Source organism: Acinetobacter sp. UBA2581, assembly GCF_002339435.1.
GTDB lineage: Bacteria > Pseudomonadota > Gammaproteobacteria > Pseudomonadales > Moraxellaceae > Acinetobacter > Acinetobacter variabilis.
In genome coordinates this window covers 13,391-25,650 of the sequence record NZ_DDLD01000070.1, presented here as the reverse complement: position 1 = coordinate 25,650, position 12,260 = coordinate 13,391, and the positions used below count along the sequence as shown (strand labels likewise).

14 protein-coding genes are annotated in these 12,260 nt (G+C 42.8%); 3 read left to right on the top strand and 11 right to left on the bottom strand.

The genetic code is table 11. From position 1 onward, the window contains the following. Positions 1-33: 33 nt before the first annotated feature. Positions 34-366 carry a HopJ type III effector protein gene (locus tag B3Q46_RS08360; RefSeq protein ID WP_004787011.1) on the bottom strand — a complete coding sequence of 111 codons (333 nt, stop codon included), beginning with the start codon at positions 364-366 and terminating at the stop codon, positions 34-36. Between the two features lie 166 nt (positions 367-532). On the opposite strand from B3Q46_RS08360, the gene crcB reads away from it, so the two are divergent. Next, the gene (gene crcB / locus B3Q46_RS08355) at positions 533-913 is read left to right on the top strand and encodes a fluoride efflux transporter CrcB (protein ID WP_286714757.1); all 381 of its coding nucleotides are present in this window, start codon (positions 533-535) and stop codon (positions 911-913) included. A gap of 78 nt (positions 914-991) precedes the next feature. Here the strand turns inward: crcB and B3Q46_RS08350 are convergent, their stop codons facing one another. After that, complete coding sequence (locus B3Q46_RS08350) at positions 992-1,243, bottom strand: type B 50S ribosomal protein L31 (RefSeq protein WP_004787006.1); 252 nt, start codon at positions 1,241-1,243, stop codon at positions 992-994. Positions 1,244-1,340: 97 nt separating this feature from the next. After that, complete coding sequence (locus B3Q46_RS08345; RefSeq protein ID WP_004787005.1) at positions 1,341-2,639, bottom strand: ABC1 kinase family protein; 1,299 nt, start codon at positions 2,637-2,639, stop codon at positions 1,341-1,343. Between the two features lie 288 nt (positions 2,640-2,927). On the opposite strand from B3Q46_RS08345, the gene B3Q46_RS08340 reads away from it, so the two are divergent. After that, positions 2,928-3,134 (top strand): DUF1737 domain-containing protein, encoded by a 207-nt coding sequence (locus B3Q46_RS08340; RefSeq protein WP_034169804.1) that lies wholly within the window; start codon positions 2,928-2,930, stop codon positions 3,132-3,134. A 30-nt stretch (positions 3,135-3,164) separates the two neighbouring features. Here B3Q46_RS08340 and B3Q46_RS08335 read toward each other — a convergent pair whose 3' ends face one another. Further along, positions 3,165-4,523 (bottom strand): MATE family efflux transporter, encoded by a 1,359-nt coding sequence (locus B3Q46_RS08335; RefSeq protein WP_286714754.1) that lies wholly within the window; start codon positions 4,521-4,523, stop codon positions 3,165-3,167. Positions 4,524-4,563: 40 nt separating this feature from the next. Further along, entirely contained in the window at positions 4,564-5,022 is a 459-nt protein-coding gene (locus tag B3Q46_RS08330; protein ID WP_159122648.1) for a DMT family transporter, read from the bottom strand. A gap of 126 nt (positions 5,023-5,148) precedes the next feature. Here B3Q46_RS08330 and hemW point away from each other — a divergent pair, with 126 nt between their 5' ends. Then, positions 5,149-6,303, top strand: coding sequence for a radical SAM family heme chaperone HemW (hemW, locus tag B3Q46_RS08325; protein ID WP_286714751.1), 1,155 nt, complete (start codon positions 5,149-5,151; stop codon positions 6,301-6,303). 103 nt (positions 6,304-6,406) lie between these two features. Here the strand turns inward: hemW and B3Q46_RS08320 are convergent, their stop codons facing one another. The 6 genes from B3Q46_RS08320 to hemF all read right to left on the bottom strand — a co-directional run bounded on the left by B3Q46_RS08320 (position 6,407) and on the right by hemF (position 12,043). Next, the gene (locus tag B3Q46_RS08320) at positions 6,407-6,703 is read right to left on the bottom strand and encodes a hypothetical protein (protein ID WP_286714749.1); all 297 of its coding nucleotides are present in this window, start codon (positions 6,701-6,703) and stop codon (positions 6,407-6,409) included. Positions 6,704-7,071: 368 nt separating this feature from the next. Then, positions 7,072-7,281 (bottom strand): cold-shock protein, encoded by a 210-nt coding sequence (locus B3Q46_RS08315; RefSeq protein WP_004786992.1) that lies wholly within the window; start codon positions 7,279-7,281, stop codon positions 7,072-7,074. Between the two features lie 359 nt (positions 7,282-7,640). After that, positions 7,641-9,464 carry an acyl-CoA dehydrogenase C-terminal domain-containing protein gene (locus tag B3Q46_RS08310; protein WP_286714746.1) on the bottom strand — a complete coding sequence of 608 codons (1,824 nt, stop codon included), beginning with the start codon at positions 9,462-9,464 and terminating at the stop codon, positions 7,641-7,643. A 387-nt stretch (positions 9,465-9,851) separates the two neighbouring features. Then, on the bottom strand, positions 9,852-10,640 hold the full coding sequence (gene aroE / locus B3Q46_RS08305) for a shikimate dehydrogenase (RefSeq protein WP_286714779.1): 789 nt from the start codon (positions 10,638-10,640) through the stop codon (positions 9,852-9,854). Positions 10,641-10,738: 98 nt separating this feature from the next. Next, the gene (locus B3Q46_RS08300) at positions 10,739-10,945 is read right to left on the bottom strand and encodes a hypothetical protein (protein WP_005233693.1); all 207 of its coding nucleotides are present in this window, start codon (positions 10,943-10,945) and stop codon (positions 10,739-10,741) included. A 150-nt stretch (positions 10,946-11,095) separates the two neighbouring features. Then, complete coding sequence (gene hemF / locus B3Q46_RS08295) at positions 11,096-12,043, bottom strand: oxygen-dependent coproporphyrinogen oxidase (RefSeq protein WP_175966167.1); 948 nt, start codon at positions 12,041-12,043, stop codon at positions 11,096-11,098. Positions 12,044-12,260 lie beyond the last annotated feature (217 nt).

Below are 12,260 nucleotides of genomic sequence, written 5' to 3'. Positions count from 1 at the left end.
AGAAATAGGCGGTTTTTTATATTAAAGACATGCTTATTTGGCAGCTAGAGCTTCACCTTCAAAGGCAATGCCATCCCAGCCATTTTGCATGAACTGGCGGATATTCTGGTGATCCGTTGCTTCTGGTGTAGCCAGTACAGCCGCATAGTGTTCTGCAAACAGGCTCAAGGTTTGTGCCTGATCTAGGCCATTCAATTTGGCAAATGAAAATACTTTGGCACTGCCTTGGTTTTCAGTGGCAGCATTAGCCTGTTGACCATTTTTAAAAGCAGTGGGTGTATGAGCATAGCGCGCATCGATATATGCAATCACATCTGCAAATTTAGCTTCGCCCGCAGCCAATTGAGCCAGTAATTCCTGAGCCATGTGGATTCCTTCTAGACTTAAATCAATTTAAATGGCGTCGAATATACCAATTTTTTGGCAAAGATCCATGTTCATTCTGCAATTTTAGGTGCATGATGTTATTCATTATTCTCGTCCCACATGGTGGCTGACGAAAGATTTAAGATCGAATAAAGACGGAGTAGACATGAACTGGCTTTTGGTGGCAATGGGCGGCGCGATCGGGGCAACACTGCGTTATGGAACAGGAATGTTGATTGCCAAGCCACAGATGCTATTTCCATGGCCGACCTGGTGGATCAATATTATAGGTTGCCTGTGTGCCGGGATTTTCTTTGCCTTTAGCCAGAAATACAGTTTCCTGCAAACTGAAGCGCGGCTATTTTTGATGGTAGGCATCTTGGGCGGCTTTACGACTTTTTCCAGTTTTGGTCTAGAAACTTTTCAGCTGCTTAAGCAGGGTGCAGTCACGATTGCCCTAAGTTATGTGATCTCTAGTGTGATTGTTGGAGTATTTATGCTGGGTGTGGGCTTCTATTTAACCCAGCTGGCTTTAGCGCAGGCATAAAAAAGTCAGGAAATTGGAGGTAATTTCCTGACATAAACCACGATTTAAATTGAGAGAAAAAAATCGGAGGTTTTAAGTTTAACCACGTTTAAAACGGGCAAAACGTTTGTTAAAGCTCGCTACGCGACCTTCATTACTGGTTTGACGTTGCTCACCGGTATAAAACGGATGTGAAGCACTCGAAATATCCAGGGTGACATAAGGATAGGTTTTACCTTCATATTCCTTGGTCTGGCTAGAAGTCATGGTGCTGCCAATCACGAAGTAGGCATCAGCATTAGTGTCATGAAATAAAACTTCTCGATATTCGGGATGAATGTCTGGACGCATCGTAATATTCCTCTTGTAATTTAAGAGTAATGTTATAATGTAACATTTGATATTTCAAGTGAAGTAGGGTTACAGCTTGTAAGCTTATTACTGTAACCTAACTGCGACTTGGCACAATTTCCTCAAATACATCACTCAAATCATCATGTACTTTCAAATGAATCAGGTTCCAGTATTGTCCGGAAATAGTACGGTTTACCATCAGGGTATCTGGCGAAGGTTTGAATACATCCCAATATTTCAGAGAAGGTTTGAGCAATTCCATTCCATCATGATGTGCTGAGTTTTCAGCAAAATCATAATTGGTAGTTAAAGGACGCATCAGTACTTCTAGCCATTGCTCATACAGATCGGCCGGGAATTTTCCGGTCTCTGTCAGGGTATGCAGGGCATCTAGTTGCTGTTCAATGGTCGAAATATCCTTGTCACGAGCTGCATGGATCAATTCCTTGAAATGAGTAATGATCTCAGTAGAAAGGGTTTTAACACCGCCGTAATCGTAAATAATCACCGAGCCATCTTCACGGAAGGCGAAATTCCCTGGATGCGGATCACAGTGGAAACGTTTCAGATAGAAAATTTCCTGACCAATCGCACGGAATAAACGACGGCCTAGGGCATTACGGGTTTCTAGCGGCCATTGGCTGGCCGTTTCCATACTCTCACCCTGTTCCAAGCTTAGGGTCAGAATATGGCGGGAAGAATATTCACTAAATACTTTCGGAATCACAATTTGATGATCGAGCGATTCATGAAAGGCACGCGCCACTTCCAGATTCTGAGCCTCAATTTCATAATTGAGTTCATTGTCCAGACTATGCTGGATTTCCTTAAATAGCTGATCCTGCAATTTGCGGTCAATTTTCAGTACACCCATCAAACGCAAAGCGAGACGAACCTGTTTCAGGTCACTTTCACAGGCTTCTTCCACTCCTGGATATTGCACTTTGACCACAACCTGCTGGCCATCGGGTAGAGTCGCTTTATGTACCTGTCCGATCGAGGCTGCGGCAAAAGGCTGCTCATCAAACTGCTGGAATAGATCCTGCAAAGACTTGCCCAATTCTTTTTCGACCTGTGATTGAATCTCTTTAAATGGCATCGGTGGAGCCTGACGCTGCAATTTGGAAATGGCTCGAGCAACTTCAGGCGGAAAAATATCTTTATATTGCGAGGCAATCTGGCCGACTTTCATCACCGCACCTTTCATTTCCCCCAAGGTATCAGCAATCTGTACTCCAATATCCTGAAATAATTTACTGCGTGCAGCATTTTTCTGCTCTTCATCCGCAGTTAAATTTTTAATCGAATTGGATAGGGTTTTACTTGCAATACTTGCGGTCATTCCAGCCAATTTCATAAAGCGGCGACCAGGCGTTCGAGCCGTTTTTGCCATGCGAGATTCCTCAAAATCACCATTTTTATGGGTGTATTTGATCATAGGTGACAAACTATAAATTGCCTATATTTAATTGTAGATGTTATGTTGCAAAGCTTCTCAAAGTGTTCATATTTGCTTGATATTGTTCACTTGATTTATGCAATTTTTAAACCATTTTGTCGTCTGTACGGCAGTTTTTGAATCAATTATTTAATTATTCTGAAGAGAGCAAAGCACGATTTTTAAGTTCCTTTCCATGATGAAAGGCTTAAAATAATGGCACCTCAAGATCAAGAAATTTCAATGAAAGTCTATCGATATTTTACTGGCAAAGATGATGTGAATTTTTGTGCCCGTGTGACCAAGGCACTCAATGAAGGCTATGAACTTTATGGTGCACCGACCATGACCTTTAATGGAACAGATGTCATTGTCGGGCAAGTGGTGATTAAGGAAGTGTCAGATGAGTCCGAGATTCCACAGGGATTAAAAGATGCATTAAATCAGTAATTCAATGCATCTTTTTAAATAATAAGAGGATTAGGCACGCTGGCTTAAACGTTTGTTATTGCCATAAAGCCGTGCCAGCAATAAAACACAGGCCACGCTCAGACCGACAATCAGACCGACCCAGACGCCTGCCGCCCCCATATCTCTAAAACGGGACAAATAAACCCCCACCGGGAAGGCAATCACCCAATAGGCAATCATGGTAATCCACATTGGGCCTTTGGTATCCTGCATACCGCGTAAGCAGCCTGCAGCACTGATCTGCCAGGCATCCATCAGCTGATAGGCCACTGCAAAGAGCACCAGATAAAGCGCGATCTGGGTCACCATCGGGTCAGAAGTATAGAGCGCTACGATTTCACTACGGAACACCCAAAGCATCAGCATGATCAGCAGAGCTAGAATCGTCGCGGTCATCAGACCTAAACCTTGTACTCTATGCATGGCATCCCAATTCTGTTCACCATAGTAAGTTCCCACCCGAATGGTCAGCGCAATGGCCAGAGACATCGGAATCATGAATAATTGTGAGGTAACGGAAATAGCAATCTGGTGAGCGGCCACAATGGTTTCACCTAGTGGACTCAAGACAATCGCTGCGGTACTAAAAATACTGACTTCAAAGAAAATTGCCAGTCCGATCGGAAAGCCCAGCTTTAAAATCCGTTTCAGCCAATATCCGTTCAGCTTTTCCCAGTGACTAAATGGCTGACTGCTTTGATAGACCCGATTTTTAAAAATATACAGTGCCAGACTCATTAACATGAGCCATTGCAGAATTGCTGTAGCAAAACCACAACCGGCACTGCCCAGTGCAGGAATAGGGCCAACTCCATACATAAAAATGAAGTTTAATGGAACCAGAAGCAGTAGCGCCATGAGGCTAATGGCAGTGACCGGACGCGGGTAACCAATGGCCTCAGAATAGCCGCGTAAAGCCGCATACATAGTCACAGCAGGCATACCAAAACCGATCGCATGCAGGAACAGGCCAGCTTTAGGTTGCAGGCTTTCTGGGACACCTAGTAAAGGTAAAGTGAGGGGCAAAACTTGTAAAACCAGACCGGCAATCACCCCCAGGATGAATGCGACCCATAATGATTGCCGCGCAATTGTAGCGATTTTTTCAGGCGTACGTGCGCCTTTGGCTTCCGCCACTAAAGGTGTAGTGGCGATCATGATACCGCTAAAAAGCAGCATGACTGGAATCCATAGCCCGACACCAACTGCAATCGCTGCCAGGTCAGTCGGTGAGAGACGTCCGGCCATAATGGTATCAATCAGGCCCAAACCTGCCTGGGAAAATTGTGTGACCAGAATGGGTAACATCAGATGGAACAGCTGTTTTAATTCATAACGACGGGTTGTGGCTGTCAAAACATTAGACACAAAAATTACTCATTAGTGATCATGTGCTTAGAGATAAGGTTTAGCGTTGTAAAGTGAGAAGCACACCAATAAAAATCACCACGCCACCTAAAAGACGTTGCCAGTTCACCGGCATTTTTTCATTGCCCAGCAGACCAAACTGATCGACGATCATGGACATCACCATCTGACCAAAAATAATCATTCCAGTCAGTGTCAGGAAGCCCATTTTAGGTGCAGCATAAATGCTCATGCTGATCGCATAAACACCTAAAAATCCACCTAACCAGAGATACCAGGGAACTGCAATCAGCTCCTGTAAGCCTGGTTTGGGATGTGACTGAAACAGCACGATGCCGGCAAGTACTATTGTACCAATCAAAAAGGAAAAAAATGCAGCTTGAATAGGAGAATATAAATATTCTTTTAATTGGGTATTAATAGCCGTCTGTAAGGTCAGCAAGACCCCGATTGCAAAGACCAAAGGCAGTAAAATGAGGAGCTGGGAAGATATTTTCATAATTTTAACTATCTAATTCTATTTAAATTTTTAGGCATTAGGCGATGGCGATTTTAATTTTAGCAGTGTTGTTGCCGAGTCATGTTAAAATTACGCTAGATCTTGTAGTTGTTTTTGAGTAGTTCTTTGGCTGAATTGAATCCTGCACTTATTCCCTTATCCCTGTATATCCATATGCCGTGGTGTGTACGTAAATGTCCGTATTGTGACTTTAATTCGCATACCGTACCTGATGGAAAACTCTCTTTGGACCTGGAACGGGAATATCTGCATGCGCTGGTAGAGGACTTTAAAACTCAGGTTGATTTTGCCCAAGGTCGTTCGATTCATAGTGTATTTATCGGTGGGGGAACGCCGTCACTGATCTCTGCTGCAGGTTATCAGTGGTTATTTACAGAACTAAAAGCACTGATTCCTTTTGAAGAGAATTGTGAAATCACACTGGAAGCCAATCCAGGTACAGTGGAACATGACCCATTTGCTGGCTATTTAGCAGCTGGCATTAATCGTCTTTCGATAGGCGTGCAAAGTTTTAATACCGAGCATCTGAAAAAGCTGGGCCGAATTCATAGCAATGAAGATGCGATCTCGGCGATTGGCTTGGCGCGTGACGCAGGATTTCAGCGGATTAATGTCGACTTGATGCATGGCTTGCCTGAACAGACACTGGAGCAGGCACTCAATGACCTGAAACTGGCGGTCGAGAATGGTGCTACGCATATTTCTTGGTATCAGTTAACCATTGAGCCAAATACCGTATTTTTCCGTACTCAGCCGATTTTACCGGTCGATGAAGTACTAGAAGAGATTCAGGAACAGGGCGAGGCTTATTTAAAAGCCAATGGCTTTATCAATTATGAAGTCTCTGCTTGGCGTAAAGAATTACCCTCGGCACATAATCTGAATTACTGGCAATTTGGTGATTATCTGGCCATTGGAGCAGGGGCGCATGGCAAAGTGACTCAACCGGATGGTGTTTACCGTTTCCAGAAAACCCGTTTGCCTAAAGACTATTTAGCCAAAGTGCCAGCCGAACATTTGCAGTTTAAGCGCATCGAAGCGGCAGATATGCCGTTTGAATTTATGATGAATGCCTTACGTTTAAATGATGGTGTGGAAGCGAAGCTTTATCTTGAGCGAACAGGCTATAGTCTGGATACACTGAGTGAATTATTGACTTCACTGCGTCAACGTCAACTGATGGTAGAAGATACAGAACGTCTGGCATGTACTGAGCAAGGTCACATCTTTTTAAACTCTGTGCTGGAAGAATTTCTTTAATTGCCTAATCTATCCGAATAATTAATCAAGTTTAAAAAGAAAAAGCCCGATGAGTTACATCGGGCTTTTCTTCTCTCTTCACTATGCATTTAAACCATTCAGATTAACGATACTTAGGTGGCAATGTGTGATGCGGGCCATTGTGATGATTTTTGTTGAAGAAGCCTTTATGGTCTTTTTTGCCAAAGTTATCATGACGATCATGCTGGTTAAAATGCGCTTTAGGAGGTGCTTTATGGAAACCACCTCTATGCGGCATTGGTTTCTTATCAAAATGATGCGCTGATGGGGTTGGATGACGATGATCCGGTCCAGGCGCCGCCATTGCAGACATGGTAGCTGTTGTTGCAATCAAGCCAATCATTAAAGAAGAAACTAATTTTTTCGTGATCATACTCATATTTATTCAATGAGTTCATCATAGGAGTCAGCGATGTAGGGAAGATGGAGCCATAGACAACACTTTTGTAAATTTCAGAATTTCTTTCAAGTTTGTATTTAAGTAATTAATAAATAATAAATTTTATTAAAAATTCTATATTTTATGGGCAATTTTTGATTTTAAAATCATCAAAATTCTTCTCCGTTTCTTCATGTTTTAACGTGAGTGAAATCAGATGAAGAAATTTAGGACAAGATGATGAATGAAAAGCGAATATAATATTTAATTATCTTTTAAATTTAATTAATTGATCTGGAAACTAAAATTAGTCAATTTAAGTTACAAAAAAAGCACTCTAATGAGTGCTTTTTTTCATCTTCGCAATATTAGATTGCAGTGATGTTAGTCGCTGTAGGACCTTTTTGGCCTTGAGCTACGCTGAAAGAAACCTTTTGGCCTTCAGCTAAAGTTTTGAAACCTGAACCTTGGATTTCGCTGAAGTGAGCGAAAACGTCTGGACCATTGTCTTGTTGAATGAAGCCAAAACCTTTAGTTTCGTTGAACCACTTTACTGTACCGGTAACTGTGTTAGACATAATATAACCTATTGAATCTTATGGATTTATAGTCAAAATTTCAGATGACTAGCTGTAACTTTGAAAAATAAAAAGGATGGAGCTTATTGATCTTTAAAACGAAGGTTTATGACTAAAACTGCGATACTTAAAAGAAGACTAACCAAAACAAGAATTTTTCTAGTTATCGCCATCATACCCTGTATTTATAGATATTCAAGTAAATTATATGGATTATTTAATAGACGTCTGAAAATTATAGATATAAATTTGTGTAGTTTGTGTACGCAGCAGATTTTTCTTTGTATCCAGTCATCATTTTGACATATGAAAAAGAGCGCCGTAGCGCTCTTTTTAAAGCTAAAACCTAAACTTTTGACTTAGTAATCAAAACTGAAGTGTTCTGCTGCCAGTGAAGTCATGGTTTTGGATGGATTCACCATTGCTTCAGCATGGCCTTGGGCACGTGGCAATAAACGCTCAAAGTAGAAATCAGCAGTTTTAATTTTCGCTTTGTAGAACTCTGGAACTTCTGCACCATCACTAGCAACCAATTTCGCTGAAGCCACTGCAGCTTGTTGTGCCCAGAAGTAAGCCATCATTACATAGCCTGAGAACATCAGGAAGTCCACAGAAGCAGAGGATACGATGTCACGGTCTTTACGTGCTGCCAGCATGATACGTACAGTTAACGCATTCCACTGTGCACATAGCTTGGTCAGGTCCCAGGCAAAACGGCGCATGTATTTATTGCGTGCATGCTGTCCACAGAATTTCAGAATTTCAGCGGTGTAATCACGAATCACTTTACCTTTAGAGGTTAGCAGGACCTTACGACCAATCAGGTCAAGTGCCTGAACGCCAGTCGTTCCTTCGTACAGGGTAGAGATACGTGAGTCACGAACGATTTGCTCCATGCCCCATTCTTTGATGTAACCATGACCACCAAATACTTGCATACCGTGGTTCGCTGCTTCATAACCCATTTCAGTCAGGAAGCCTTTCAGAATAGGGGTATAGAAACCTAAGTGATCATCCTGCTGTTCAAATTCAGCAGTATCACCACGCAGCAGGGCATCATTCATGTTATCTGCGATTTTTGCTGCATGATAGATCATGGCACGACCACCTTCAGCAATCGCTTTCTGGGTCAACAGCATACGGCGCACATCGGCATGGTGGATGATCGCATCCGCCACTTTTTCCGGATCTTTTTTACCAGACAGGGCACGCATCGACATACGTTCTTTGGCATATGGCAATACACCCTGGAACGATAATTCTGCATGACAGATACCTTGAATTGCGGTACCAATACGCGCGGTATTCATGAAGGTAAACATGGCATGCAAGCCTTTGTTTGGCTCGCCAATTAAATAACCCACTGCATTATCAAAGTTCAGTACAGCGGTTGCAGAGGCACGGATCCCCATCTTGTGTTCAATCGAACCACAGTTCACGGCATTACGTTCACCGATGCCGCCATCTTCAGTGGCAATGAATTTCGGTACGATAAACAGGGAAATGCCTTTGGTGCCTTGTGGTGCATCTGGAAGACGTGCTAAAACGATGTGTACGATGTTTTCAGTTAAATCGTGTTCACCAGCAGAAATGAAGATTTTAGTACCAGAAATCGCATAAGTACCATCAGCTTGTGGTTCTGCTTTAGTTTTTACCTGACCCAGATCGGTACCGCATTGTGGCTCAGTCAGGCACATGGTTCCTGACCAGGTACCTGCAACCAGATGCGGTAAATAGGTATTTTTCTGTTCATCAGTACCATACTGGATGATGGTATTGATACAACCCACGCTCAAACCTGGATACATCTGGAAAGACCAGTTTGCCGTACCCATCATTTCTGATTTGATCAGGTTTAAAGACATCGGCAGATTTTGACCGCCAAATTCTTCAGGATAAGACAGACCTTGCCAGCCACCTTGCACGAACTGATCATAAGCTTCCTTGAAGCCTTTCGGTGTGCGTACTTCGCCATTTTCAAAGTGACAGCCTTCTGCATCGCCAGTCTGGTTCAGCGGAGAAAGTACATTTTCACAGAAATCTGCCGCACCTTCTAGGATCATGTCTACCGTATCTGCATCGGCATATTCGCCATTTGACAGTTCTTGGTAATGTGCAGGGTAATCAAGCACTTCATTCATTAAGAAGCGAATATCACGTAAAGGAGCTTTATATGCTGGCATGCGTTTAATCCTGATTAAAATAGTTTTGGATTATTTGTATCGATTCTATGATTATTCACATTGGGGATAAAAAAACATTGATAAAGACAACAAATAAAAATGTCAGAAAAGCGAATCGAGAAGATCAGACAAGTTTAAAGATTAAATAAAGGAAATCTCCATCTTTAAATAAGACACTTGTATTTAAAAACGCTTATCTGTCTGGACTTTAATCAATATTTAGGGAGATTGTCTAGGGGTGTTTTTGTATGAATTGTACACGAATGTTAGGGTCTAATCATTGGATAAATCATGTCATTAAATCCAATTTAATTTTTATTGTTTTTAATGAAAGGAAAAGAGTGAACGAATTAATGACTAACCCGTTCACCTCAAAAATATTCAGAATTAAAGAAAATCTTTCAGCTCAGGTTTTACCCCGTTCCAGATATAAAAAGATTCAATAGCCTGACCGACCAGCATGCCGAAACCCTCAGAAGTAGGGACGCCACGGGCTTGAGCTTGATCCAGAAAAGTGGACGGTTTGCCATAGGCCATTTCATAGGCATGTTTAAACTGTAGAGCTTCAGCTAGTACCAGCGCATCACCACTAAGACTGGCAGAAGTCGCATTAATTACAATATCAAACTCACCGGCTAAATCAGTTAAGGCAATGGCTTGCAGTTCTGCTTGTGGAACAGCGTCTTTTAGATCGGCAACCAGTTGTTCTGCACGTGACAAAGTACGGTTAGCAATAACAATCTTCTTCACACCGGCCTGTACCAATGGATAGATAACACCGCGGGTCGCGCCACCAGCACCAATAATCAGGATATCGGTATTTTCCAGAGTCCAGTCAAGAGCACGAATAGCCTCTACTAAGCCTTGTCCGTCAGTATTGTCACCATGCAGAATGCCATCTTTCATCCATAGGGTATTCACGGCTTTGGCGATTTTGGCACGTTCGGTAAGGACCTGGCATTGGGCAAAGGCCTGTTCTTTGAAGGGCACAGTCACATTCATGCCAATACCGCCCTGAGCAAAAAATTCCTGGATATTGGCTGTGAAACCATCCAGTGGGGCAAGGCGTTTGGTATAGGTCAGATCGACCCCGGTTTTAGCAGCGAAAGCCTGATGTAGTTCAGGAGAGCGTGATTGTTCGATGGGGTTGCCAATAACGGCAAATTGCTTGCTCATTTCACCATGTCCATGTGCGGAAATGGCCATTAATATACGTGAAAATGCAGGAGGGCTAAAGCCTGTCAGCAGTGAAAAGCAGGCTGGAGTTTAAAGGTTTAGGAACTACAGATTTCAATAATATGTTCGACAAAAAGCAAGGCCATACTAAAGAGGGTTCCGGCAATCGTGAGGACACTCACAAAAATGGCAACTACATCTAGAATCAGGTTATGACTGATGACAGCGGTACTAATCGCACTAATACCAAGCGCCAGAAATAGCCAAAAGGCCAATGTAGCAGGATTAAGGTGAAGCTTAAACATTGTTATTTTTACCTAGCAGAATTTATCTTTATCAGAGTCGAGATCTAGGAGTAGATCCTGAAATATCTTTCTGAGTTGCAGTATAGAGGATTTATCCATTAAAAAAGCCCTCGATCTGAGGGCAATTTGTATTTAAATATTTTGATTGCTTTATTTAGTTTTTAATTCTGTTAACCAGTCATGCGGTTTAAGGTAGTAATCGGTCAAGCGTTTTTCTGGTGATCCTTCAGCCCATTCCGGGCGGTATAACCAGCCGGTAAGAGGCGGCAGGCTCACTAGAATCGATTCAATCCGGCCACCCGTCTGCAGGCCAAACAGTGTGCCACGGTCATATACCAGATTGTATTCCACATAACGGCCACGACGGTACAGCTGGAAATCACGTTGTGCTTCAGTATAAGACTTGTCTTGGTTACGCTGGAAAATTGGCAGAATTGCTTCGAGATAACCATTACCTACAGCCTGTATATACTGAAAACAGGTTTCAAAATCCCATTGATTCAGGTCATCAAAGAATAGGCCACCGACACCGCGCTGCTCATCACGGTGTTTTAGATAGAAATAATCATCACACCATTTTTTATGTTCTGGATAAACCTCTTCGCCAAAAGGCGCACAGAGATCATGCGCGGTCTGGTGCCATGACAGCACATCTTCATCATTTGGATAGAAAGGGGTGAGGTCAAAACCGCCACCAAACCACCAGATCGGATCCTGACCTTCTTTTTCCGCTACAAATAAACGTACATTGGCATGTGAGGTCGGGACATTCGGATTTTTAGGATGGATGACTAACGATACACCCATGGCTTGGGCTTTAGCTCCTGCTATATTCGGATGGCGTTCGGTGGCAGAAGCGGGCAGTTTGGAAATATTGATGTGAGAGAACATCACACCGCCTTTTTCAATTACCGTACCATTTTGCAGTACGCGTGAACGGCCACCGCCACCTTCAGGGCGTTCCCAGTCATCAATTACGAATTCAGCTGTGCCGCCACCGGCACGTTCCTGCTGTTCCAGCGCGGCACAAATCCGGGCTTGCAGGTCGAGGAGAAAATCGCGAACGCGTTGAATATCTGCAGAGGTGGGATGCTGCATCAGAACCCTCATAGGGAAATAAAAAGACTGATAACATCAAAGCATAAAATGGCCTAAAAATTAAGGTGTTTTTCTGGATGCTCACCATCTGTAACAACATTCAACCTAATGTTTTAGAGCAATTTGCTTCAGCTCAAATCCGACCAGACTACTAGGTTGAATTCTTTTTTTGAGCTCCGCACAATAACCTCAACAGCGCTCTATGCAGCGCATTAAC